This window comes from Bosea vaviloviae, from assembly GCF_001741865.1.
Lineage (GTDB): Bacteria > Pseudomonadota > Alphaproteobacteria > Rhizobiales > Beijerinckiaceae > Allobosea > Allobosea vaviloviae.
In genome coordinates this window covers 3,478,623-3,504,511 of record NZ_CP017147.1, presented here as the reverse complement: position 1 = coordinate 3,504,511, position 25,889 = coordinate 3,478,623, and the positions used below count along the sequence as shown (strand labels likewise).

Annotated in this window: 17 protein-coding genes; 12 read left to right on the top strand and 5 right to left on the bottom strand. The window is 66.1% G+C overall.

Annotated features, from left to right (window positions below; genetic code table 11):
- Positions 1-2 precede the first annotated feature (2 nt).
- The 4 genes from tssM (at position 3) to BHK69_RS33500 (ending at position 8,635) form a co-directional block, all read left to right on the top strand.
- Positions 3-3,626, top strand: coding sequence for a type VI secretion system membrane subunit TssM (gene tssM / locus BHK69_RS16180; protein ID WP_069690992.1), 3,624 nt, complete (start codon positions 3-5; stop codon positions 3,624-3,626).
- Positions 3,627-3,632: 6 nt separating this feature from the next.
- Positions 3,633-4,370 (top strand): type VI secretion system-associated protein TagF, encoded by a 738-nt coding sequence (gene tagF, locus BHK69_RS16175; protein ID WP_069690991.1) that lies wholly within the window; start codon positions 3,633-3,635, stop codon positions 4,368-4,370.
- Positions 4,370-5,233 (top strand): PP2C family protein-serine/threonine phosphatase, encoded by an 864-nt coding sequence (locus tag BHK69_RS16170; RefSeq protein ID WP_244548218.1) that lies wholly within the window; start codon positions 4,370-4,372, stop codon positions 5,231-5,233. Before tagF ends, BHK69_RS16170 begins: the two co-directional genes overlap by 1 nt.
- A 102-nt stretch (positions 5,234-5,335) precedes the next feature.
- Positions 5,336-8,635 (top strand): protein kinase domain-containing protein, encoded by a 3,300-nt coding sequence (locus BHK69_RS33500; protein WP_199578904.1) that lies wholly within the window; start codon positions 5,336-5,338, stop codon positions 8,633-8,635.
- A 571-nt stretch (positions 8,636-9,206) separates the two neighbouring features.
- Here the strand turns inward: BHK69_RS33500 and BHK69_RS16160 are convergent.
- The 3 genes from BHK69_RS16160 to BHK69_RS16150 form a co-directional block, all read right to left on the bottom strand.
- Positions 9,207-9,548: a hypothetical protein gene (locus BHK69_RS16160; protein WP_069690990.1), complete on the bottom strand. Its 342-nt coding sequence runs from the start codon at positions 9,546-9,548 to the stop codon at positions 9,207-9,209.
- A gap of 174 nt (positions 9,549-9,722) precedes the next feature.
- Positions 9,723-10,286, bottom strand: coding sequence for a DUF6931 family protein (locus BHK69_RS16155; protein WP_069690989.1), 564 nt, complete (start codon positions 10,284-10,286; stop codon positions 9,723-9,725).
- A gap of 4 nt (positions 10,287-10,290) precedes the next feature.
- Entirely contained in the window at positions 10,291-12,177 is a 1,887-nt protein-coding gene (locus BHK69_RS16150; protein ID WP_069690988.1) for a type VI secretion system Vgr family protein, read from the bottom strand.
- Positions 12,178-12,505: 328 nt separating this feature from the next.
- On the opposite strand from BHK69_RS16150, the gene BHK69_RS16145 reads away from it, so the two are divergent.
- The 8 genes from BHK69_RS16145 to tssH all read left to right on the top strand — a co-directional run bounded on the left by BHK69_RS16145 (position 12,506) and on the right by tssH (position 23,176).
- Positions 12,506-13,801 carry a type VI secretion system protein TssA gene (locus tag BHK69_RS16145; protein WP_069690987.1) on the top strand — a complete coding sequence of 432 codons (1,296 nt, stop codon included), beginning with the start codon at positions 12,506-12,508 and terminating at the stop codon, positions 13,799-13,801.
- Between the two features lie 80 nt (positions 13,802-13,881).
- Complete coding sequence (gene tssB, locus BHK69_RS16140) at positions 13,882-14,403, top strand: type VI secretion system contractile sheath small subunit (protein ID WP_069693710.1); 522 nt, start codon at positions 13,882-13,884, stop codon at positions 14,401-14,403.
- Positions 14,404-14,479: 76 nt separating this feature from the next.
- Complete coding sequence (gene tssC, locus BHK69_RS16135) at positions 14,480-15,973, top strand: type VI secretion system contractile sheath large subunit (RefSeq protein WP_069690986.1); 1,494 nt, start codon at positions 14,480-14,482, stop codon at positions 15,971-15,973.
- Positions 15,974-16,102: 129 nt separating this feature from the next.
- Positions 16,103-16,588: an Hcp family type VI secretion system effector gene (locus BHK69_RS16130; protein ID WP_069690985.1), complete on the top strand. Its 486-nt coding sequence runs from the start codon at positions 16,103-16,105 to the stop codon at positions 16,586-16,588.
- Positions 16,589-16,685: 97 nt separating this feature from the next.
- Positions 16,686-17,231 carry a type VI secretion system baseplate subunit TssE gene (tssE, locus tag BHK69_RS16125; protein WP_244548217.1) on the top strand — a complete coding sequence of 182 codons (546 nt, stop codon included), beginning with the start codon at positions 16,686-16,688 and terminating at the stop codon, positions 17,229-17,231.
- Between the two features lie 169 nt (positions 17,232-17,400).
- A complete protein-coding gene (gene tssF, locus BHK69_RS16120; protein ID WP_069690984.1) occupies positions 17,401-19,362 on the top strand; it encodes a type VI secretion system baseplate subunit TssF in 1,962 nt (653 codons plus the stop codon).
- The gene (tssG, locus tag BHK69_RS16115) at positions 19,359-20,402 is read left to right on the top strand and encodes a type VI secretion system baseplate subunit TssG (RefSeq protein ID WP_244548216.1); all 1,044 of its coding nucleotides are present in this window, start codon (positions 19,359-19,361) and stop codon (positions 20,400-20,402) included. Before tssF ends, tssG begins: the two co-directional genes overlap by 4 nt.
- Positions 20,399-23,176, top strand: a complete 2,778-nt coding sequence (gene tssH, locus BHK69_RS16110; protein ID WP_069690982.1) for a type VI secretion system ATPase TssH — start codon at positions 20,399-20,401, stop codon at positions 23,174-23,176. Before tssG ends, tssH begins: the two co-directional genes overlap by 4 nt.
- A gap of 312 nt (positions 23,177-23,488) precedes the next feature.
- Here tssH and BHK69_RS16105 read toward each other — a convergent pair whose 3' ends face one another.
- Positions 23,489-23,998 carry a PAAR domain-containing protein gene (locus tag BHK69_RS16105; RefSeq protein WP_069690981.1) on the bottom strand — a complete coding sequence of 170 codons (510 nt, stop codon included), beginning with the start codon at positions 23,996-23,998 and terminating at the stop codon, positions 23,489-23,491.
- A gap of 65 nt (positions 23,999-24,063) precedes the next feature.
- A complete protein-coding gene (gene tagH / locus BHK69_RS16100) occupies positions 24,064-25,521 on the bottom strand; it encodes a type VI secretion system-associated FHA domain protein TagH (protein WP_148663456.1) in 1,458 nt (485 codons plus the stop codon).
- Positions 25,522-25,889 lie beyond the last annotated feature (368 nt).

Below are 25,889 nucleotides of genomic sequence, written 5' to 3'. Positions count from 1 at the left end.
TCGTGACCCTGGCAATCTGGTTGCGCATCATCATCAGTCTGATCGGGCTGGCCGCCTTCGGCGCGCTGGTCTGGTTCGCCAGCCCGTTGATCTCGGTCGCCGGGATCTATCCGTTCGATTCCGAATGGGTGCGCTTCGCCATCATCGCGGTGGTCTCGCTCGTCGTGTTCGGCCTGCTGGTCTGGGGCATCATCCGGCGCAGGCGCGAGGCTGCGGCGCTCGAGCAGGGCCTGGCCGATGCCGCCATCGACGAAGGCGATGGCGACGTGCTCGGCGAGCGCATGGCCGACGCGCTGCTGACGCTGAAGAAATCCGCGGGCTCGAGCGCGACTTATCTCTACGAGCTGCCCTGGTATGTGCTGATCGGCCCGCCGGGCTCCGGCAAGACCACGGCCCTGGTCAATTCGGGGCTGAAGTTCCCGCTCGCCAAGGGCGGCGCGCCCTCCGCCGTCGCCGGCGTCGGCGGCACCCGCTATTGCGACTGGTGGTTCACCGACGACGCCGTGCTGATCGACACGGCCGGCCGCTACACCACGCAGGATTCCGACGCCTCGGCCGACCGCAAGAGCTGGCTCTCCTTCCTCGACCTGCTCAAGAAGAACCGGCCGAACCAGCCGATCAACGGCGTCATGCTGGCGATCAGCATCGAGGATGTGCTGACCGCGTCGCCGGCCGAACTCAACGCCCATTCCGATGCGATCCGGGCGCGATTGACCGAGTTGCACGACAATCTCAAGGTCGATTTCCCGGTCTATGCGCTGTTCACCAAGATGGACCTCGTCTCCGGGTTCATGGAGTATTTCCAGCATCTGAACGAGGCCTCGCGGCGCGTGGTCTGGGGCCATACCTTCCAGACCGACGACAAGACGCTGAACATGATCAGCGAGGTGCCCGACGAGTTCGACGCGCTGGTGGAGCGCCTCAACTCCGAATTGCCCGACCGGCTCCAGGAAGAGCCCACGCCCAGCGCCCGCGTGCAGATCTTCGGCTTCCCGACCCAGATGGCGGCGGTGAAGAACCCGATCATCGAGTTCCTCAACCGCATCTTCGAACCGACGCGCTATCATTCGCGCGCGACCTTGCGCGGCTTCTATTTCACCTCGGGCACGCAGCAGGGCACGCCGATCGACCAGCTGATCGGCGCGATGGCGCGCAATTTCGGCGCGAACCAGGTCGCGGCCGCGGCGATGTCGGGCTCGGGCAAGAGCTTCTTCCTCACCGATCTGATCACCAAGGTGGTGATCGGCGAATCCGCCTGGGTCTCGACCGATCGCAGGGCGGTGCGGCGCGCCTTCGCCTTGAAGGCGGCCGCCTATAGCGTGCTCGCTCTGGTGACGCTGGGTGGGGCGGCGGCGTGGTGGACGAGCTACAACCGCAATGTCGATCTGATTGCCGACACCAACGACCAGACCAAGACCTTCGTAGCGACCGCGGCCCCGATCATCCAGGAGCCGACCGTCGCCGACCGCGACCTGGAGAAGGTCGTGCCGCTGCTCGACGCGCTGCGCGCCCTGCCAGCCGGCTATGCGCAGACGGGCGTCTCGCCGCCCATGCGGGCGACTTTCGGCCTGAGCCAATGGGACCGGATCGGCTCGTCCTCGGAGGCGGTCTACAAGACCGGGCTGGAGCGCCTGCTGCGCTCGCGCCTGATCTTCCGCATGGAAGAGCTGATCGAGGCCAACCGCTCGCGGCCCGATTTCATCTACGAGGCGCTCAAGGTCTATCTCATCCTCGGCGGCCGTCAGAAGATGGACGAGGATCTGATCCTGCTGTGGATGCGGCGCGACTGGGTCGACAACCTCTATCAGGGCGCCGCCAATGCGCGCCTGCGCGAGGAGCTCAGCCAGCACCTGACGGCGATGCTGCGCCTGCCCGATTCCGGCGGCGCCGGCACGCTGACGCTCAACGAGCCGTTGATCGAGGAGGCGCAGAAGACGCTGGCCCGGTTGAGCCTGGCCGAGCGCGCCTATCAATTGCTGCGCGTCCAGGCGCGCGCCTCGCCAGGCAAGCCCGACTGGACGGCGGCCACCAAGGGCGGCGCCGATGCCAAGCTCGTCTTCGAAGGGCCCCGCGGCGGCGAGCTCGAGAATGTCCGCGTCCCGTTCTTCTATACCTATGCCGGCTTCCATGAAGGCTTCATCGGCCGCCTGCGCGACGTCGCCAAGCAGATCGAGGAGGAGCGCTGGGTGCTGGGCACGGCTGGCGACCAGACCGCCGTCTCGGATCAGTACGAGGCGCTGCCGCGCGCCTTGCTGGAGCTCTACGCCAAGGATTTCATCGCCTCCTGGCAGGGCACGATGGCGGCGCTGCGCTTCCGGCCGCTGCTTGCCAACAAGCCGCAATATCCGGCGCTGAGCGCGGCCTCGGCCGTCACCTCGCCCCTGAAGCAGGTGCTGGAATCGATCCGCGACGAGACCAAGCTCACCCGCGAGCGCCCGGCCCCGGCCGGGCAGGCCGCCACGCAATCGGCGGCCGGCTCCTTGAGCCAGGCCCAGCAGGCGCAGAACCTGGCGCAACGGCTCGGCGTCAGCACGGGCAGCTCCTCGACGACGCTCTCGCGCATGGATATCGCGCTCAAGGCGATGGAGAAGCCCAACACCGCCAGCGGCGAACAGGCCCCGGGCGCGACCATCGAGGCGGCCTTCAAGCCGTTCCACCAATTATTCGAGGGCGAGCAGGGCCGCCGGCCGATCGACCAGGTGCTGCTCGCCTTCTCCGAGGTGAACCAGAATCTGCGCCTGCTCGCGACCAACCCGGCGCTGGCGCCGCAGGTCAACGCCACCTTGCCCGCGCAGATCCAGACTTTGCGCAACAGCGCCAACCTGATCCCGCAGCCCTTCTCCAACCTGATCCAGACCGCCGCCACGAGCTTCGAGAATGAATTGACCGGCAGTTCCGTCTCGCAGCTCCTGCAGGATCTGCGCTCGCAGGTCACCGCGACCTGCAACCTGATCGTCACCAACCGCTACCCCTTCGCGCGCGGCAGCGACCGCGACGTGCCGCTGGCCGATTTCGGCCGGCTCTTCGGCACGGGCGGCATCATGGACAAGTTCTACACCACCAATCTCGCGCCGCTGGTCGATACGTCCAAGCCCGAATGGGCCTTCAAGCAGAACATCAGCGTGGCGCGCTCGCTGCCGCCCGCCGCGCTCAAGGAGTTCCAGCGCGCCACCGACATCAAGGACGCGTTCTTCGGCACCGGCGGCAACATGCCGTCCTTCACCATGGCGATCACGCCGCAGCCGGCGGCGAGTTCCGGCTCCGCGCCGACGATCAAGCTCGACATCAGCGGCGTCGCCGTGGTGGCGCAGGCCGGCGGCGGGCCGACGCCAGTGGTCTGGCCAGGCCCCGCCGGGCTCGACCGCACGGTGATTTCGAGCCAGACGACGAGCACGGGGCTGTTTGGCGGCGTGACCAGCAGCCCACCCGTCTTCGGGCCGGAAAAGCGCGGCCCCTGGGCCTTCTTCCGCTTCCTCGATCTCGGCTCGGTGACGAAGCGCGGCGAAGCCCTGGTCGCCAGCTACTCCGTCGGCGGCCAGTCGATTTCCTACCAGATCAATGTATCGTCCCTGAAGAACCCGCTGACATTGCCGGCCCTGCGGGAATTCAGATGTCCGGGAGGCTGAGGCAGGATGCACTGCGCCCTTTTCGGCAAGCTACCGGCCAAGCGCGATTTCATCGCGGTGAACATGCCGCGCGAACTCCTGCGCTTCTGGGAGATCTGGCTGCAGGGCGGCATGGCGGCCAGCATCCAGGCGCTCGGGCCGGGCTGGAAGGAGGCCTATCTCAGCGCGCCGATCTGGCGCTTCTGGCTCGGCCGCTCGCATCTCGGCAGCGAGGTACTCGGCGCCTTCATGCCTTCGCTCGACGGCGTCGGCCGCTATTTTCCGCTCGCTGTGCTGGCGATGGCGCCGGAAGGGCAGGCCTTCGCCGCGCCGACCGAGAACGCGCAGGCCGCCTGGTTCGAGAGCGCGGAAGCCTTCCTGCTCGATACGCTGGAGCCCGACGCCGTCTATGAGACGACACTGGCCGCGCTCGAAAGCCTGCCCTTGCCCGAGAGCGTCGCGCGCGACACGCTGCCTGCGATCGTCGCCTCCAATCGGGGGCTGCTCGGCGTGAGCGACGACGCCACGACCGAGATTCCGGCCTTGCTGGCGCGGCTCGAACGGTCGGACAAAGCCGCCCGCCAAGCTGCCGGCTCCTGGTGGTGGAGCATCGGCGGCGATCGGTTTCCGGCGCTTGCGCTCTGTGCCGAGCGGCTGCCGGAGGCGCAGCAATTCACGTTGCTGCTGACGGGGCCGGCCGTCAGTCCGGAAAGCGGCGGCGCTGACGAGAGCGCACAACCGGCCAGGATCGGAGTCGAGCCCTGATGGACAGCACCCTTCCGCCCCCGTCCATGCGCGCGAGCAACGATCCGCTCGCCATGCTTGCCGGCGCGCTCGACCAGCAGGCGAGCTTCCGCTTCGAGACCGGAGCGACCACCGATGTCGGCAAGGTGCGCAGCGAGAACGAGGACAGCTACATCGTTCACGCCGATGCCGGCCTCTGGTGCGTCGCCGACGGCATGGGCGGCTATGAGGCCGGCAAGCTCGCCTCCTCCACCGTCGTCGAGGCGCTGCGCACGATCGGCCAGGCGGCCTCGCCGGCGGACCTTCTCGCGCGGTTCCAGGACCGGGTGCTGCAGGCCAATATCGGCCTGCGCAAGGCCGGCGAGGAACGCGGCCTCACGACCTTCGGCACCACCGTCGTCGCGCTCCTGATCTATGAGCGCTTCTTCGCCTGCTGCTGGGCCGGCGACAGCCGGACCTACCGCGTCAGGCAAGGCAGGCTGTCGCAGGTCTCGCGCGACCATACCGAGGTGCAGGACCTCGTCGACCAGGGCCAGTTGACCCCGGAGGAAGCCAAGCGCTGGCCGGGGCGCAACATCATCACCCGTGCCATCGGCGTGAGCGACCTCCCCGATCTCGACCTGATTCAGGGCGTGGTGGAAGATGGGGACGTTTTCGTGCTATGCAGCGATGGCCTGACCGGCCATGTCTCGGATGCCGAAATCCTGGCCGGCGTGGCCGGGCGCGCACCGCAGGCGGCCTGCGACCATCTGGTCCAGCTCACTCTTGCGCGCGGCGCGAGCGACAACGTCACGGTGATCGTCGTGGCCTGCGAGCCGAAGGACGCGGAAGCGCCAGTCTCCCCCTCGCCGGCCAGAAGCGACGCCGACGGGCGCGGGGCCTGAAGCGATGCGGCGGCATGAAACAGGGATGACGGAGACGTGGCGGCCTTGCCGTCGCCTTGTCCGCGCCCTGTCGGCCGCCGGCTCCGGCGAAGGCCGCGCGCCATGAGCGACAACGGCGCCACCGTCATCATTCCGCGCGCCCGCGTCGCCGTCGGGACGACGCTGAACGGGATCTATCGGATCGACCACCCCATCGCCGCCGGCGGCATGGGCGAGATCTACAAGGGCTACGCCATCCAGACCGGCGATGCGGTGGCGATCAAGATGATCCGCTCCGATCTCGCCGAGAACGAAAGCGCGCTCGCTTTGTTCCGCAAGGAAGCCTCCTCGCTGCACAACCTGCAGCACGAGGCGATCGTCCGTTATTATCTGTTCTCGATCGATCCGCAGCTCGGCCGCGCCTATCTGGCGATGGAGTTTGTCGACGGCACCTCGCTGAAGGACCATCTCGTCCGCGGACCATTGTCCTTCGAGGACACCTGCATCCTGCAGCAGCGGATCGCGTCCGGCCTGCATTCGGCCCACAAGCTCGGCATCATCCATCGCGACGTCGCCCCCGACAACGTCATCCTGCCCGGGGCCGATGTGGCCTTGGCCAAGATCCTCGATTTCGGCATCGCGCGCTCGACGCGGGCCGGCGAGCAGACGATCATCGGCAGCGGCTTCGCCGGCAAGTACAACTATGTCTCGCCCGAGCAGCTTGGCCTGTTCGGCGGTGACGTCACCCCGAAATCGGACATCTACAGCTTCGGCCTGGTCCTGGCGGAGTGCCTCCAGGGCCGCCCCATCGACATGAACGGCTCGCAGGTCGAGGTGATCGACAAACGCCGTGTCGTGCCCGACCTGTCGAAGATCGATCCGCGCTTCCGGCCGCTGCTCGAAAAGATGCTGCAGCCCCTGCCGGAGAACCGCCCGGCGACGATGGCGGAGGTCGCGGCCTGGCAACCTGCTGTCGGCAAGCCGGCCAAGGCCAAAGCCACGACGGCAGGTGGCGGCAGCGGCAAGACGGGCATGGCGATCGCGGCCGGCCTCGGTGCCGTCGCGCTGCTCGGCGGCGGGCTCTATTTCGGCACCGACCTGCTGAAGGGCGGCGGCACCCCGGCCCAGATCGCCAGTACCGGCCCGGCGCGCCTGGCCGATGAGGAGGCGCTTGCCGCCCAGGCGGCGCGGCGCGCCAGCGAGGATGCGCGCGCCCGGCAGATCCAGGAGCGCGCCGAGCAGGAGCAGCGTGCAGCGCAAGAGCGTGCCCAGCAGGAGAAGGCGGCGAGCGAGAAGCTGGCGCGCGAGCTCGAAGAGACGCGTCGCCAGGCCGAGGCCAGAGCTGCCGCCGACAAGGCTGCCGACGACGCCCGCAAACTGGCGGAAGCCAGGGCGGCCGAGGAGGCGCGCCGGGTCACTGAGGCCAAAGCCGCCGAAGAGCGCCGTGTCGCGGAGGCCAAAGCCGCTGACGATGCGCGCAAGCTCGCCGAGGCGAAGGCGGCGGAAGATGCGCGCCGTGCGGCGGAAGCCAAGGCCGCCGAAGAGCGCCGCGTCGCGGATGCCAAAGCCGCTGACGATGCGCGCAAGCTCGCAGAGGCGAAGGCGGCGGACGATGCGCGCCGTGCGGCAGAAGCGAAGGCCGCAGAAGAGCGTCGCGTCGCGGAGGCCAAAGCCGCTGACGATGCGCGCAAGCTCGCCGAGGCGAAGGCGGCCGAGGACGCGCGCCGCGTCGCGGAGGCGAAAGCCGCCGAGGAGGCTCGCAAGCTGGCGGAGGCCAAAGCTGCGGAGGAACGCCGGATCGCCGCCGAAGTGAGAGCGGTTGAGGATGCACGCAAGCTCGCTGAGGCCAAGACTGCCGACGATGTGCGCCGCTTGACCGAGGCGAAGGTCACCGAGGATCGCAGGCTCGCGGCCGAGGCGAAGGTCGCGGAAGCAAAGGCCGCCGAGGAAGCGCGCCGCGCGGCCGACGCCAAGGCCGCCGAGGAACGCCGGATCGCAGCCGAAGCGAAAGCGGCCGAGGACGCCCGCAAGCTCGCCGAGGCCAAGGCCGCGGAGGAGGCGCGCAAACAGGCCCTCGCCAAGGCGGCCGAGGACAAGCGCCTCGCGGCCGAGGCGAAAGCGGCCGAAGAGGCGCGCAAGCTCGCCGAGGCCAAGGCTGAGGCGGAGACCCGCAAGCAGGCACTCGCCAAGGCAGCCGAGGACAAGCGCCTCGCGGCTGAAGCGAAAGCGGCCGAGGACGCCCGCAAGCTCGCTGAAGCCAAGGCTGAGGAGGAGACCCGCAAGCAGGCTCTCGCCAAGGCTGCCGAGGAACGCCGCCTCGCCGCGGAAGCGAAAGCGGCGGAGAACGCTCGCAAGCTCGCCGAGGCCAAGGCCGAGGAAGACGCGCGCAAGCAGGCCCAGGCCGCCAAGCTCGCAGAGGAGCGCCGGCAGGCGGCTGAAGCCAAGGCGGCCGAGGACGCCCGCAAGATAGCCGAGGCGAAGGCCGCCGAAGAGGCGCGCAAGCAAGCCCAGGCAAAGGCGATCGAGGATAAGCGCCTCGCCGCAGAGGCCAAGACGGCTGAAGACGCGCGCAAAATCGCGGAGGCCAAGGCCGCGGAGGAGATGCGCAAACAGGCCGAGCTTCAGGCTGCGGAGGCCCGCCGCTTCGCCGAGGAGCAAAGCGCCAGGGCAACTGCCGACGCGGAGGCCAACCGTGTCGCCGCCTTGCGCGCCGACGAGGAGGCGAAGCGCAAGATCGACAGCGCCACCGCGGAAACGCGGGCCACCGCAGAGGATGCGCAGATCACCGACCGCCAGCGCATCGCGCTCGAACAGGCGCAGGCGCGCTGGCTGACAGAAGAGGCCGAGGCCATGCGCCGCGCCGGCGTGACCGCGCCGCGCCAATCCATCGAAGAGGTCGAGCAGCGCAACGCCGCCGCCCGGGAACAGGGCATGCAGGTCGCCCTGGCGGATCCCACCCTGCTCACCCCCAAGCCCTTGGCCGATCCGCGGCCGCCGCGCCCGGTCCCGACCGACCCCGCAGCGCTGGCGCGCGAAACGCAGGAGGAATTGACGCGGATCGGCTGCTATGCCGGCCGGATCAGCGGCAATCTCAATGTCGCGACGCGCGAAGCGCTGCGCGTCTACCGCCAGCGCATCGGCGCGGCGCCCGAACCAGCCGCGATCACGCCCGAGCAACTGCTCGATCTGCGCGAGCGGCCTGCCCCAACCTGTCCCCCGACCAATGTCGCCCCTGCGCCGGGCAAGCAGGCCCCTGCCATCGTGCGTCGCCCGCAGCGCACCGAGCCGGTGCAGCGGGCCCAGCAACCCCAGCGCGAGCGCGCCGCCGAAACCAAGCCGGCTCGGGCCGCCCCTGCCGCTGCGGCGGCGCCCGCGGCAGCCGCACCCAGGCGCGTCACGCCAGGTCTCGGATTGGGGTTCTAGAGTATTTCCGCGTTTCTCCGAACCGCGGAAATACTCTAGCTCCTTGTTTTAACGCGTTTTCTTCACGCGAACCGGTGTCCACTTCGCTCGAAAACGCTCTAGAGCCTCATCTGTCTGGAGCTCCAGCCCTCACCCCGAGAGCCTGACCTGAAATGGAATCAAGGATTTCAATGGCTCTGCCTTGACCACCTCTGCGCCGTCATTCCGGACGCAGCAAAGCGGAGATCCGGAATCCATCGTAGAGTTCCGGAGCCCTCCGATGGATTCCGGAGCTGCGCCGCTGGCGCGGCTTGTCCGGAATGACGGTGCGGGTGATGGCAGCGAACGGAGGTCCTTGATATCGCTCGTTTCATTTCCGGCAGGCTCTGAGGAGCCGCCGCACGCGGCGTCTCGAAGGATGCTCCAGCTTGCAGGGGAGCCTCCTGGAGCATGCTCCTCAGGATGAGGGCTCGCGGAGTTTCCAATCGGGCTCTAAGCCCGGAACGAGAGGGGGCGCCCGAACGCAATCGAGCGACGCAAGTCTTGCGTCGCTCGTATCACTCGCTTGTCGATGGCGTCCGTCGCGGGAGGTTCAGTAGACGTTGCCGATCCAGATCAGACTGGGCCGCGCGGAGAAAGAGGTATAGGCCTCGGCACGACGCGGCGGCCGCGCCGTCTCGGCATAAGCCACGCGCTGGGGCGCCAGGGCGGCGCGCACCGGCCTGACCGACGCCGAGCGCACGGTCCGGGGACGCGTCTCCGCATTACGCAAAGGCGGCAACGGCGCGACGACCAGATGCGGCTCGTCTTGCACTTCCGAGACCAGAAAAGCGCCGGGGACGATCACGTCCTGCGCCAATGCAGGCGTCAGCCCGGTGAGTGCGAGCGCCGTTCCGAAAGCCATGGATCGCGCAGTCGAAAGGCCGAAGGTCATCGCCTTGCTCCATTCTGTACGAAAGCACCATATCATGATTGTGCCAATGCGCCAACATCCGGAAGGTTCCACCGAACGGGTGAAGAATGTCCAAACTCTGTTGGAAAGATCGGATCGAAGCCGGATTCAGGCCATTCTTGGCACTCTCCTCGCCTGCCGCCTCCGCTTCCCGCGTCAGCCCGGGCGGCGTTGCAGGAGCTTCAAGCCATGGTCGATGCAGATCGTCAGCCTGGCGCGGCGCTCCTGAGTCGCGTTCCGAGCCAGGGCGATCAGGACTGCCGCGCGGATCGCCTTGGCCGTCAGATGCGACGGGGCTATCACCGGAACGTGGGGGTTGTCGGCCATATCGCCGCCGGACCAGGCGGCGCCCAGTGCTAGCCAGGTGCTGGCGTCGGCACGCACGCCGGCAAAGCCAATGCGCAGGGCCTCGATCCGGCGCGACTGCTGCGGATCCTTGACCCAGAGTTCAGCGGCCTGGAAAGCCCGGTTCTGCTCGATCTGCTGGCGCTCGCGCTCATCGGCGAGCCCGCGCACGCAGGAGCAGCCCCACCAGACCGCCTCGCGCCTCGGCAGGAGATAGGCGCAGAAGCTGATCGCGTCCTCCGGCGTCTTGCTGTCGATCAGCCCGACGAGGAAATCGTGCGGTGTGGCGTCACTGGGGGCAGCCTCGATATCCTCTCCCGCAGTCGGAAAAGCCTCGAAGACATCGCGCGCTGTGAGAAAGCGGTCTTGGCGCATGGCGTTAGTTGATCTTCACCAAGCCGCCCGTGATCGTCAGGACCGCGCTGCCCTTGAGCTGCGTCGTCGTGCCTTTCATGTCGAGATCCGCAGAAGCCTCGACTTTGATGGTGATCGCTTTCAAGGTGATGCTCTGTTGGTCCATCACGATCGTCGAACCACCCACCTTGAGCGTGATCTTCTGGCCCGCCTTGATCAGGATTTCCTTATTGACATCGACAACCTGGTTGCCGGTCTCGACCTTGAGGTTGTCATCGCCCTTCTTGAGAGTGATGTTGCGCGAGGCCTCGCCTTTTTCGCTCGAAAAATCCTCGCCGATATTGCGGGTCTCGGTGTCCCGGACCAGTGTGTCGAGAAACTTCTCGGCGCGGAATTCGACCTTTTCGGCCTTCTTGGTGTCGTCGAAAGTCAGCTGGTTATAGCCATTGCCGCCCGTCGTCGTGTCCGATTTGATGCCGTTGATGTTCTTGTTGGCCTTGGTGCCGAACGGCATCTTGTGCTTACCGTTATAGACGGTGCCGACGACCAGCGGGCGGTCGATGTCGCCCTCCAGGAACTCGACGATCACCTCCTGGTCGATGCGCGGGATGAAGGAACCGCCCCAGGAATCTCCGGCCCAGACCTGCGCGACGCGGACCCGGTAGAGATGCTCGTCGTCGCGATCCCAATGGAATTTGACGAGGATGCGGCCCTGATCGTCGACATCGATTTCCTCGCCCTTCTCGCCGACGACGCGCGCCGTCTGCGGGCCGAAGATCGTCGGCTTGTCCGTGAGCTGCGGCGGCTTGAACGGCCGGTCGGCGAGCTGGAACTCGTATTGCCCGGAATAGTCGTGCTCGCCGCCATTCGTGCCGGAGCGATAGGCTTGCAGAGAGACGAAGGAATGCGTCGCCCTGACGACGAGGAACTGCTTGTTCTCGCTGTCGGCGCGATGGCGCTCCAGCGTGGTCAAGCCGCCGGGATAGAGCGTCACGGCATCGCCAGAGGCAATCCGGCGCCGGTCCGCGGCCTGTTCTGATTCGAGCTTGACCTTGGCCAGCGTCTTGCCGTCGCCATTCTTGAGATAGCGGCCGGGATAGTCGTAAACCTCCAGCTTGGAGTGCTGATAGGTTTCCGAGGTCTGCTCCTCCGCCTGCATGTCCGCGTCGGGCTTCTCGTAATTATAGTCGCGAAAGGTGATCTTGCCGGTGCGGAAACGGCGCTCGACCATCCAATGCTCGATATGCTCGAACTCGTGCCGGTTGTTGGCCTCCTGCGACGGCCGGAACGGAATGGTTTCCGTCCCCTGGATCGGCTTATGCGACGACGCCTGATCGGCCAGCACCAGCCGATGGCTCCCGGCCTCATGCTCGAAATAGTAGCAGATGCCGTATTCCTCCATCAGCCTGTTGACGAAGGCGAGGTTCGTCTCCCGATACTGAACGCAGTATTCGAGTTTCGGATAGGATTTGATGTCGAGCCTGAGCTCGCCCAGCTGTCCGTCGCGCAGGACCTTCTCGATGATCTTGTCGACCATCTGGTTGTGGAAGATCTTGCAATTGGCGGTCTGCCCCAGCAACCAGAGCCAGGGCCGCAACGTCAGGCGGTAGAGATATAAATCCTCCTGCATGCCGAGCCATTGCGCCTCGACCAGGATGCCGCTGAAGTAACGCTTCTTCTTGCGCGTTACGATACTGCCTTTGTACTCGGCAACATTGATCTCAAGATGGCATTGCTGGCCGAGCGCAGTGTCGAAGTCCAGATTGTCCTTCGTGCTCAAGGCCTCGATACGATATTCGAACAGCTCGCTCAGCCCCTCATTGGCGTCGAGCCGATGGAAGACCAGGACATCACCGCCGAACGGCGTCTTCAGGATCGCAGGTCGGTTGGCCTGGCTAGGATGTCGGCTCATGACGGCTCGCATGTCCAATATGGCGGTCGCTAACCAGGCGAAACCTATAGTCCGCCAGCGTGATGGTCTAGCACAGAGACCGGCTGACCAAAAGCAATCCGATGCTCCCGTCAATTCAACCGGCATGACACCGCAATTCATCCTGGTTCTTAGCCGAGACGCGATTGATCTCGATCCACCATAAAGCCAGGTGATCATTGTAAGATCGCGCAACGCGTGGGAAACAAGGCGCTCATGGACGCCTTGTCACATATCGACGCTACGGCATGATCAGGAACGCCGATGCGGCAGGGCGACCGGCTTAGGGACAAGGATCGGGGAGATCGGGATGACAGTGGACCTCGCCACGGCCCTGGGCGAAGCGATCGAGGAGGACGCACCCTGCGGCCCCGACCTCGACCTCGCCTACGACCCCGATTACAGCCTGTTCGTCGCGCGGGCAGAGGGTCTGCTCCCGGAGAAATCCTTCTTCGACTTCGATCGCGCCAAGAACGACCTGACGAAAGAAAGCAGCGCCGTCGAGGCCCTGCTGGGGCGCACCCGCGATCTGCGCCTGCTCGTCCTGCTCGCGAAGCTGCGCATCCTCAACCGCGAGCTCGGCGGCTTCGTCGCGGCCCTGACGGCGATGGCGGCCTTGCTGCGCGCGCGCTGGGAGCATGTCCACCCCGCCGCCGAGGAGGGCGATTTCGGCCTGCGCATCGTGGTCATCGAATCGCTCGACGACACGACGAGCATCATCATGCCCTTGCTGCACGCGCCGTTGACGGTCAGCCGGCGCATCGGACCGGTCAACTACCGGATGGTCCAGATCGCGCAGGGCGAGGCCACCGCCCGCGAGGGCGAGCCGGCGCCGGATCTGCAGGCGGTGGAAACGGCCTTCAGCGACGGCGACATGGCCGGGCTGATCCAGAACCGCGACCTGGTCGTCGCGGCGCTAGCCGCGCTGGCCGAGATGGAAGCCTGCGTCGAGGAGCAGAATGCCGGCAGCCTCAGCCTCGGAAGACTCAAGCCCACGCTCGACAAGATCAAAGCCGCGCTCGACGGCGCCATCGTCAAGCGCGATCCGGGCGCCGCGCTGGCGCCGCAGGCCACGGGCAGCGCGGAGGCAAACGGCGCAGCCCCGGACGCCGCGGGCCCCACGCCCGCCATGCCGCTCGACACGTCGGCCGGCGTCCGCCGCGCCCTGCTCGTCGCCGAGCTCTACTTCCGGACCCGCGAGCCATCGAGCCCGGCGCTTCTCCTGGTCGCCCAGGCGCGCCAGCTCGTCGGCAAGGGGCTCGCTGAAAGCGTTCAGCTCCTAGTTCCCGAGCATGCCGGCGATGCGACCATCAATGTCGGCGGCCGCATGGTCTTCGATCTCCCGATCGAGCGCCTGGCCACCTTGGTCGAGGCGGGAAACGACAGCGAGACGGCCGCCGAGGAGGCCGATCCGCCTGCGGCAGGCAGCCGGCGCGAAGCGCTCGACATCCTTCAGCAAGTCGCGACGCATCTGCGCGCACGCGAACCGTCAAGCGCCATTCCCTTGCTGTGCGAGCGTGCTCGTTCGATGGCCGAACGCGATTTCATGTCACTTTTAAGAGAAATGCTACCGGAGCGCGCATTTCGGAACCTGGATGAAAGTTGATCATGGAGTTGACCTAACGGCCGTTTTGAAATGTAGTGTTGCTGCTTCATTTCCATAGCGAAGCAGCCTCGGGGGTTGACATGTCCGACAGCGGCCAGAAGTTCATCCGACGAAACCGAGCGCCTCGGGTTCACATCAGTTACGATGACCCGTACGACGCCAACCGTAAGATCGAGATTCCGTTCGTCATGGGCGTAATGGCGGATCTGTCCGGAAACTATGCCGGCGCAGAAAAACCCGATGTGGCGGATCGCGGTTTCCTCGACATCGACATGGACAACTTCGAGAACCGCATGGCGGCGATCGAGCCCGGCGTCACCTTCCGGGTCGACAACAAGCTCGGCGAGACGCCATCGGGCGAAAAGCTCCAGGTCGCGCTGCGTTTCTCGAAGATGGCCGATTTCAGCCCCGCCGCCGTGGCGCGTCAGGTGCCGGCCGTCGCCAAGCTGCTGGAGGCGCGCGAGCAACTCGCCAACCTCAAGAGCTACATGGACGGGAAAGCCGGCGCGGAAGCCAAGCTGCGTGAATTGCTGAGCGATCCGAAACTGATGGCGGCGCTGAGCGAGCGCACCAAACCAGCCTCCGAAGACGAGAAATCCTAAGCACGTTCAAAATCCTAGGCACGCCCAATCCTAGGCACGCCTACGACGCGCCACTTCGCTTTTTGGAACGGTAATCATGGCTACCGAGCTCAAATCCGCTACCCAGACCGGGCAGACCGAAACGCGCGATGTCGATGAGTTCGCCTCGCTGTTGAAGCAGAGCTTCAAACCGCGCAGCGAACGCGCCGCGACCGAGGTCGAGAACGCGGTCTCGACGCTGGTCCAGCAGGCGCTGGCCGATCAGTCGCTGGTCAAGGACGACGTTCTCGACACGATCGAGGAGATGATCGCGCAGCTCGACAAGAAGCTCTCCGAGCAGGTCAACGCGATCATCCACGCGCCGGAATTCCAGCAGATCGAGAGCGCCTGGCGCGGGCTGAACTATCTCGTGATGAACACCGAGACGGACGTTACGCTCAAGATCCGCGTGATGAACATCTCGAAGAACGAGTTGTCGCGCACGCTGAAGCTCTATCCCGGCGCGAAATGGGACCAGAGCCCGCTGTTCAAGAAAGTCTACGAGCATGAATTCGGCCAGCTCGGCGGCGAGCCCTATGGCTGCCTGATCGGCGACTATTATTTCAGCCATCTACCGCAGGACGTGCAGCTGCTGCGCGACATCAGCAAGGTCGCGGCCTCCGCGCATGCGCCATTCTTCGCGGCCGCCGGCCCGACATTGATGGGCATGGATTCGTGGAACGAGCTCGCCAATCCGCGCGATCTCGGCAAAATCTTCGAGACGCCCGATTACGCCGCCTGGCGCTCGCTGCGGGATTCCGACGATTCCTGCTATGCTGGCCTGTGCATGCCGCGCGTGCTGTCTCGCCTGCCCTATGGCGCGAAATCCGAGCCGGTCGAGGAATTCGGCTTCGAGGAGGACACCGACGGCCATACCGGTTCGAACTATGCCTGGATGAACGCCTCCTATGCGATGGCGGTGAACATCAACCGGGCCTTCAAGGAATGGGGCTGGTGCACGCGCATTCGCGGCGTCCAGTCGGGCGGCGAAGTCGTCAACCTGCCGACGCACACCTTCCCGAGCGATGATGGCGGCATCGACCTGAAATGCCCCACCGAAATCGCGATCAGCGACCGGCGCGAGGCCGAGCTCGCCAAGGCCGGCCTGATCCCGCTGATCCACAGGAAGAATTCCGACAAGGCAGCCTTCATCGGCGCGCAGTCGCTCTACAAGCCGAAGAAATACGACAACAACGTCGATGCGACGGCGTCGTCGAACCTTCGCTCGCGCCTGCCATACATGTTCGCGGTCTCGCGTTTCGCGCATTATCTGAAATGCATGGTGCGCGACAAGATCGGCGCGACGATGGAAGAAGAGCAGCTCACCCTGTGGCTGCAGGACTGGATCAATCAATATGTCGATGGTGCGCCGGCGACATCGACCGAACAGACCAAGGCGCGCAAGCCGCTGGCCGCGGCCAGCGTGCAGATTCGTCCCGATGAGGAAAACCCCGGCTACTACTCGGCCCGCTTCCTATTGCGCCCCCATTATCAGCTCGAGGGCATGGATGTGAGCCTGAGTCTGGTCTCGCGACTTCCGCAGAAATCCTGAGCTACGACGAATATATCCCCCTCCCGCTGGCCGAGCGGCCAGAAAAACTCAGTTTGCGTAGAGAAGCACGGCACCGGAAATCTCGGCGAGTCCTAGTGAATGTCCTGATAGAAAACTGGAGGAATTATTATGGCCGAAGACATCTTTCTCAAGATCGAATCCGACAAAGTCGACGGCGAGTCGGCCGACAAGGGGCACAAGGGCGAACTTGAGATCCAAAGCTGGAGTTGGGGCGTCTCCAACGCCGGCAGCGCTCATAGAGGTACTGGAGCGGGAACAGGCAAGGCTTCGTTCTCGGACGCCTCGTTCATGATGACGATGGACAAGGCAGCTCCCATTCTGATGCAGAGCTCTGGAACGGGCGTCCACCACAAGAAATGCACGCTGACGCAGCGAAGGGCCGGCGGTAAGGAGCAGGTGGAATTTATCAAATTGACGATGGAGGACGTGCTCGTCAGTTCGGTCCAGCTGAGCAGTTCATCGCAGGACGCGATGGTGAGCTTCACGCTCAACTTTGCCAAATTCAAGATCGAGTATACGCCGCAGGCTGCATCGGGCGGTAAGGACGCAAAGACTGAATTCAGCTATAACATTGCCGAGAACGCCACGGCCTGACCGAAGCCGCCGCGATGCCAGCTCCGGCCTGGCCGGCCGGAGTCGATGACAGATGCCGCGGCCCGCGGCCACCTGAGACGCGCGGGGGCTCGTCGTGATGAGTCGCAAGAAATCGGTCAGCCTGCGGATTCCGCTGATGTCGGCCTTTCGCGCCGCAGCGGAGGCAAAGGACACCAGGAAGGCCGTCGATCTGCGCGATGAGGCCGGTGAACGCGTCCTGGCCGGGCGGCTCGTGACCGGCCGCGCCGCGATCTCGGAAAGCCGGTTGCGCAGCGAATTGTCGCGCGATCTCGGCACGCTCTTGAACACCGTCAACCTGGAATCATCCTTCGATTTCGGTCCCAACGAGGCCGTTCGCCGGTCGATTCTCAATTACGGCCTGCCCGACATCTCGCATCGCACGATCGACGAGGCGGGCATCGAGAATATCGACCAGGAGATCAAGGACGCGCTGCTGCTCTATGAGCCGCGGCTCGTCCGGCAGTCGCTGCATGTCGAGCGCGACACGTCGATCGCGGTGCATGAACTGGCGATCCGCTTCATCGTGCGCGCCGACATGGTGGCGGACCCGGTCAATGTCCCCGTCGAGTTCTTCGCCGAGATGCAGGCGGGCTCGGGCAAGATCATGGTCAGCCGCCTCTAGGGCAGCGCCTATCCATTCAGGTTACCGGCAAGTGAGTTCGTTTCGACCTTCGGGAATATGCGCATGACGCCCTCAGACATCATCCCGGCCCGCTCCGGCGCTCATCGCAGCATGAGGGCATGATGTCGCCCAGGGATCGGCTTCCGCGTTTCGATACGACAGCCTAGCCATGGATCGCGAATTCCTCGATCTCTACAACCGCGAACTGGATCTGCTCTACCAGCAGGCCAAGGAGTTCGGCGACGAATATCCCGGCATTGCCGACCGCCTCGGCGGCCTGGTGCGTGACCGCATCGACCCGATGGTGTCCGGGCTGCTGGAGGGCACCGCCTTTCTCGCGGCGCGCGTACAGCTCAAGCTCAAGCATGAATTCCCCGAATTCACCTCCAATCTGCTCGAACAGCTGGTGCCGAATTATCTGGCGCCGACGCCGTCCTGCATCCTGGCCCGTTTCCAGCCCGCCTTCGGCGACACGGCACTGCGCGAAGGCAAGGCCATCGCGAAGGGCAGCTATATCGACGCGACCTATCAGCAGCGCGGCCGCCGCGTCGCCTGCCGCTATCGGCTCGCTTCCGATGTCACGCTCTGGCCCTTCGAGATCACCGGCGCGGAGTATTTCGCCACGCCCGCCGCCCTGCAGGGCCTTGGCATCCCGATCGACCGGCGGGCGCTGGCAGGCCTGCGCATCGGCCTGACCCACCGCACCACGCCACGCCGCGACGACGAACCTTCCGACACTGAGGCCAAGGCGAAGCCCGAATGCTGGTTTTCCGGCACGAAGCTCGAGACGCTGCCCTTCTATCTCACCGGCGCGGAGCCGGACGCCCACGTGCTCTATGAGCACATCATGGCGCGCTGCATCGGCGTGTTCCTGCGCTATCTCGACCCGTTCGGGGATCCGGTCGCCGTGCCCTTGCCGCAGGATTGCCTGCGGCAGATCGGCATGGATGAGGAGGAGGCGCTGTTGCCGCATGACGCCCGGATCTTCCGGGGCTTCGACCTGCTGCGTGAATATTTCATGTTCCCGCGCAAATTCCTCGGCTTCACGCTGGGTGGGCTGAAAGCCGCCCGCCCGTCGCTCGCGGCGCGCAACATCGAGATCGTCATGGTCTTCGACGAGGCGAGCCCGCGGCTCGGCAGCATCGTCGATGGCAACGCCTTCTCGCTCTACACCAGCCCCGCGGTGAACCTGTTCGAGATGGGCACTGACCGCATTCCGATGAAGACCAATGTCCACGAGCACCATGTCGTGCCGGACCGCAGCCGCTATCTCGAATTCGAACCGCACCGCATCGTCGAGGTCTTCGCGCATTTCGCCGGCGGGCGGGAGAAGGTGCCGGTGCGCCCGCTCTACTCCTCCTCGCTCGAAAGTGGCGATGAATCCGGGCTGTTCTACACCATCCGCCGCCTGCCCCGGCGCCGCTCGATCGAGGAGAAGCAGCGCGGCGCGGCCTCAGACTATATCGGCACGGACATGTTCATCTCGCTGACCGAGAAGCCGGGCACGGATCTCGTCGCGCGCGTCGTCGAGCTCAGCATCCGCGCCTTCTGCAGCAACCGGCATCTGGCCGAGCAATTGCCGGTCGGCAGCAGCGGCGCCGATTTCCGCCTGCCCGAGGACCAGACGCTCGACATCGTCTGCACGGCGGGGCCGACGCCGCCGCGCGAGCCCGTCGCCTCCTATCTGCGCAGCCGCGGCGAGACCGCCCATACCGGGACCGTGACCTGGCGCTTGATCAACATGCTCAGCCTCAACCATCTCGGCCTGCTCGAGCGCGGCGGCGGCAAGGACGGGCGGGCGCTGCGCGAGACGCTCGCCCTCTTCGCCGACCTCGCGGACGCCGCCACCGAACGGCGTATCCGCGGGACGCGTTCGCTTGACAGCCGCCCCGTGGTCAGGCGCGTGCGCCATCGCGCGGGGCTGGGCGCGGCGCGCGGCACCGAGGTCACCGTGACGCTGGACGAGAAGGCCTTCGAGGGCTCGGGCGCCTTCCTGCTAGGAGCCATCCTCGACCGCTTCTTCGCCGAATATGCCGGCATGAACCACTTCACCCAGACCGTGATCCGCACGGTCGAGCGCGGCGAGATCGCGCGCTGGCCGCCTCGCGCCGGATCGAGGAGGGTGCTGTGAGCTTCCTCGAGGATCTGACCCAGGAGCCCTGGCGCTTCGATTTCTACGAGACGCTGCGGCGGCTGGAGCGCGCCAATCCCAAGCAACCCCGCATCGGCGATTCCAGCGCGACGCGCGAGGACTATGTCGCGCTGGGCCAAGACCCCTATATGGATTTCCCGGCTTCGACCCTGGCCAAGGCCGGGGCGGACGCGACCGGGCGCATGCGCATCCTGGTCAAGTTCCTCGGCCTGCTCGGCCCGCAAGGCGCCCTGCCCTATGCCACGACCGAGGAAGTCCATGCCTGGCTCATCGCTGGCGACGACGCCTTTCCGCGCTTTCTCGACCTGTTCCAGAACCGCTTCCTGCAATTGTTCTTCCGCAGCTGGGCCGACGCCAGGCCCGTCGCCCAGCATGACAGCCTCGACCATGACCGCTTCTTCGATTTCGTCGGCTCCGGCATCGGGCTGGGCAGCGCGCCCTATCGTGGCCTCGACGCCACCCCGGATGCGCTCAAGGCCAGCTTTTCCGGCCTGCTCGGCGCACAGGCGAAATCGGCGGCGCGCCTGCGCGGCTTTCTCGAGGGCATGTTCGATCTCAAGGTCGAGATCGACGAATTCGTCGGCATGAAGATCGAGTTCGAGGAAAGCGACCGCTCCAGCCTTGGCGGCCGCCATGCCCGGCTCGGCGTCGACATGTTGATCGGCGCCGGCGTCTTCAGCATCGAGGACAAGATCGTGGTGCGTCTGCATACCGCCGACCTCGACGAATACCGGCGCTTCCTGCCGAGCGGCGACATCTGCCAGGTCCTGAACGACGCGATCTTCTTCGTCGTCGGCCACGAGATCACCTGGGATATCGAACTCTCCATCCCCGCCAGCAAGATCGAGCCGATGCGCCTGTCGCGCTCGGGACAGCTCGGCTGGACCTCATGGCTCTCGCCGAAACGCGATGTGGATGCCGACGAGATCCGCTGCGATGCGCGCTTCCAACCGGGGCAGAAGACCGCCCCGCAGTCGAAAAAACCGCAGAAAACCAACAAGACGAAGGGGCCGTCATGAGCGAGATCAGTCTGGAGGCCATTACCGGCAAGCTCAACCGCCTGGGCTACGACGCCTTCATCCAGGCGCTGCGCGGGGCCAAGCGCAGCGGCAACCGCAATGTCGAGGTGGCGCACTGGCTGCTTCACCTGCTCCAGAACGATAAATCCGACATCGCGATCACCATCGACCATTACAAGCTCGACCGCGCCCGCATGCTCACCGAGATCGGCGCGGTCGTGAACGGCTTCAAGCGCAACGAAACCGAGATGCCCGGCGTCTCGAACCAGGTCACCGACCTGCTCGATCGCGGCTGGCACTATGCGACACTGTTCTTCGGCGAGACCCAGATCCGCTCCGGCCATGTCCTGGTCGCGGCGCTGAAATCGCTCGATGTCCGCCGCGCCTTGGTCGACGCCTCCAAGGAATTCGCGAAAATCCCGGTCGACACGCTGGCCGGCGAGCACCGTACCGTCTGGGCCCAGTCGGACGAGGAATCGCTGCAGCCGATGGACGGCTCGGGATTGCGCGCGGCCGGCACGCCGGGCGCGGAGGCCGCGCCCGGAGCCAGAGGTTCGACCGCGCTCGACCGCTTCTCGATCGACCTCACCGCCAAGGCGGCATCGGGGACGATGGACCCGATCACCGGCCGCGACGACGAGATCCGCCAGATCATCGACGTGCTGATGCGCCGGCGCCAGAACAACCCGATCCTCACCGGCGAGGCCGGCGTCGGCAAGACCGCCGTGGTCGAGGGCTTTGCCCAGCGCATCGCGTCGGGCGACGTGCCGCCGCCTTTGCGCGGCGTCAGATTGTGCTCGCTCGATATCGGCCTGATGCAGGCCGGCGCCTCGATGAAGGGCGAGTTCGAGCAGCGCCTGCGCTCGGTCATCGACGAGGTGCAATCCTCGCCGACGCCGGTGATCCTGTTCATCGACGAGGCGCATACGCTGATCGGCGCGGGCGGAGCCGCCGGCACGGGCGATGCCGCCAACCTGCTGAAGCCGGCCCTGGCGCGCGGCACCTTGCGCACCATCGCGGCGACGACCTGGGCCGAGTACCGGCTCTATTTCGAGAAGGATCCGGCGCTGACGCGGCGCTTCCAGCCCGTGCAGATCGACGAGCCCGACATCGCCCGCTGCTGCACCATGCTGCGCGGCATTCTCGGGCCGATGGAGAAGCACCATGGCGTGCGCATCTCGGATGCGGCGATCGTCGCGGCGGTGAGCCTGTCGCATCGCTACATCCCGGCGCGGCAATTGCCCGACAAGGCGGTGAGCCTGCTCGACACGGCCTGCGCCCGCGTCGCGATCAGCCAGACGACGACGCCGGCCTCGATCGAGGATACGCGCATCGCCATTGCCGCGCTCGACAAGGAAAAGACCGCGCTGGAAACCGATCGCGACATCGGCACCGACGCCGGCGAGCGCCTCGCCGAGATCGCGGTCGAGACCGCGACGCTGCAGGAGAAGCTGGCAAAACTCGAAGCCGAATGGGCCTCCGAGAAGGCGATCGTCGACGAGATCAAGGCGCTGCGCGCGAAGATCGCCAAGACTGCAGCCGACAAGGCAGCAGCGGCCAAGGCCGCTCCCGCCACCGGCACGGACGCCGACAATGACGCCGCTGCCAATGATGACGCCGCCAATGACGACACAGCACCCGCCGCCGCACCGATCGGCGAGGATGCGGAAGCGGCTCCTGCCGATGCGGAAGCCGATTTCGCCGCGCTGAAGGACCGGAACGCTTCGCTCGAATCCTTGAACCCCGACGAGCGCAAGATCTACGCCCATGTCGACGAGCAGGCTGTCGCCGCGATCGTCTCGGACTGGACCGGCATTCCCGTCGGCCGGATGGTCAAGGACGAGATCGAGACCATCCTCAACCTGGCCGAGACCCTGAACAAGCGCGTCGTCGGCCAGGCCCATGGGCTGGCGATGATCGCCAAGCGCATCGAGACCAACCGCGCCAAGCTCGACAACCCCAACAAGCCGATCGGCGTGTTCATGCTCTGCGGACCCTCAGGCGTCGGCAAGACCGAGACGGCGCTGGCGCTGGCGGAGGCGCTCTATGGCGGCGAGCAGAACATCATCACCATCAATATGAGCGAGTTCCAGGAGGCGCACACGGTCTCGACGCTCAAAGGCGCGCCTCCCGGTTATGTCGGCTATGGCGAGGGCGGCCGCCTGACCGAGGCCGTGCGCCGCAAGCCCTATTCGGTGGTGCTGCTCGACGAAGTCGAGAAGGCGCACCCGGATGTGCATGAGCTGTTCTTCCAGGTCTTCGACAAGGGCCAGATGGAGGACGGCACCGGCCGCCGGATCGATTTCAAGAACACGCTGATCATCCTGACCTCGAATGTCGGCACCGATGTCATCATGGACATGGCGCGCGACCCCGCCGCCAAGCCCGATGCCGAGACGCTTTCGGCGGCGCTGCGCCCGTCGCTGCTGCAGGTCTTCCCGCCGGCCCTGATCGGCCGCCTCGTCACGATCCCCTATTACCCGCTCTCGCCCGACATGCTGGGCGGCATCGTGCGCCTCCAGCTCGACCGTATCGGCAAGCGCATCCGCGAGAACCACAACGCCGCGTTCCTCTACGATCAAGCGGTGGTCGACCACATCGTCTCCCGCTGCAACGATCCGGATTCCGGCGGGCGCATGATCGACAACATCATCACCAACACGCTGCTGCCAGCGCTCTCGCGCGCCTTCCTCAACAAGGCGATCGAGAAAACCGACGTGAAGAGCGCCAAGGTCGCGATCGCGGAGGGGCAGTTCGCCTATGAGGTCGCGTAGAGCGGATCAGGCACCGCTCTCCCCTCGCGGGCGAGAAAGCGAAGTGCCGGATGAAGGGCGCGGGGAACCCTTCTCCCGGATGGGAGAAGGGTTCCCGCGCCTGTCTCATTCGTCACCGCCCGCTGGAAAGCCTTCAATGAACGGAGCTTTTCAATCGGGCGCTCGCGGCGAACCGGACAGCCGTGGGTCAAGCCCGAGAATGACGCTCTACGATGGATCCTGGGTCTGCGCGGAGCTGCGTCCTTGGACCAGCGGAAGGCCGGACCCGAGGGCTACGCCTGGGAATGAGCACTGGAATGTCCAAACGGGCGCTCAGCCGCCGATAATCACCGTCGGGCAGCCCATCATGATCTTGTTGGGCGGCCCGAGCGCCTCGACGATGGTGTCGCCCATGCGGCATGCCGGCAGGCCGTTGATCATCACCGTCGTCGAGCCATCGACAACGACGCCGGGCCCATGCGGCGGGACCGGCAGGGGCGTGGCGCAGATATGGATGTCGACCCCGCCGCCGCCTGCAGCCGCGCCGGTGATGGTTGCGCTCATCGCAGTGGACGCCGCCGTCTTGGCGGTCTCCTCGGCCAAAATCGCTGCCGGGGCACCGGGCGTGCCCGCCGCAGCCACCTTGGCGGTCTCCGCCGCCTTGAGCGTGGCATCAGACGCCTGCTTTGCGGCCTTCACAGCAGCCGCACCGGACCCGCCGATGCCGCGCCAGGCCGGCCGGCCGCCGATCAGGACATTGGCGCTACCCGGCCCTGGTTGCAGGATCGGCGGCAGCGGGTGCAGCACGGGATCGAATACGCGGGCAGCCGGTCCGGTCGGCATGGCTCACCCCCTGTTGATGACCTAGAGGAAACTCTAGATCGCGCCGAGCAGGCCCGCAAGGCAGCTCAGGAGCGCAGCTTGCTCGCCAGCCTGTCGTAGCATTCCGAAAAATACAGCATAAAGGCATCGACCAGGCCGTTATCGTGGCGCTCGGTCTTGGCCTTCCAGCGCGTGACGAAATGGTCCCAGAGCTTGGCCTTGCGCGAGCTCATCAGGCCGCCGAGCCCGCCTTCCTTGTCCGTAGCCGCTTCGATGATAGCGGGGTCCAGATCCGCGACCACCATCTTCAGCGCCTGCTGCATGGCGGAGTAGGTGTTCATCTGATGGGTCTTCAGATCCCTGAAGCTGTCTTCGAGCGCCCGCCTGGCGTCGAGATAGCTCGTCGTGCTGGGACCGAACATGATCCGCAGCGCGTCCTCGACAGTCGGCGAGAATTTGAGCGGATTGTTCTCCAGCGCCTGGATCATGGTCTGGTTGGTGCTGCGCACGAGGCCCTTGGTCTCGGCCCGCGCCTGCAGCATCTGCTTGACGTTCTCGCAGGTGATCCGCAGCAGCAGGCCGGCGAGTTCGGCCATCTCCTCGGGCGAACGGCGGTTGAAGATCTCCTCGCTGACGCCGGCGCCGCGCGCCATCCTTGCTGCGAGCTGATTGCCGATCTGGGCCTGGGCCGGAGCCTTGACCGGGGTCGGCGGAGCAGCCGGCGGCGGCTCGGGAGCCGCGGCGACGGCGGCGGCGGCCGGGCGCGCGGGTTTGGCGGCCAGGATCGCGGCCGGCGGCGAGGTCATGTAACCGCCCAACGGCACGGGCTCGGGCGAAGGCTGTGCCGGCTCGGGCGTATCGGGAATGGGGTGGATCGACCAGTCGCCGCGCGGCGCCGGCAGCGGCGCGGTCATCGGTGGCAAGGCCTCGAAGCCCGGCGCATCAGCGTTCGGTGCCGGCGGCGGAACAGGCGGAGGCGCAGCAGGGGCAGAGGCGGTGCTCCGGTCCGGCGGCAGCCAGGCCGGTTCGTTGCTGCGTGCCGGCTCGTCGATCTCCGGGATATCGACATACCAGTTCATCAAGTCGTTCTGCTCGGCCGCCGGGCGCGGCGGCCTGAGCTCTGAGGCCGGGATCGGCGGCGCCGTCGAGGCGCTCTCCCACATCTCGTCCGGCCGGGCGGAGGATGGCGCGGCAGGCTCGGGCGCCGTCTCCGACGCGCCTTCGCTGTCGACGCTCGCCCCGATGATGTAGTGGCCGATCTCGAGCCGGTCGCCATCCTTGAGGCGGTGCGGCCCCGACATCCGCAATTCGCTGCCATTGACGAAGGTGCCGTTGCTCGACACGTCGTGCAGCCAATAGGCGCCGTCGCGGAAACGCACCTCGCAGTGCCGACTGGAGACGATCCGGCCAGGGTCGGGCAAGGTCCAGTCGAGATACTGGTCGCGGCCGATATCAAGCCCGCGCTGGCCCTTGATGGTGATCTGGAGCGGGCCGCCATCGGGCAGCCTGTCCATGTTCTGTATCGACAGCGTAAGCGACGGCACGCGCAGTTTCCCGTTCACACAAAGCCCGGCCGTAATCCTACGCAAGTATCGTACGGCTCGACGGGAAAATCATAGTGCGACGTAAGGAAAGGTCAAAGAATCCTTGCGTCCAAGGCAAGCATTGCGACGGCGGGATCGCACGGCCCGCAGAGCTGGCGGCGCCCCGCCGTTCCGGCGCAGGACAGACCGGCGCGGCCGCCGCCGCGAAACGGGGTCTTGGAGCGCTCTCTGAGATGTTCCTCAACCCTCTTCGGCCGTCATTGCGAGCGCCGCGAAGCAATCCGGGGGGACGTCGAGCGAGCCCTTCTGGATTGCGTCGCTGCGCTCGCAATGACGAGGGAGCAGCGGTGAGGTTACGGGCCAAGCGC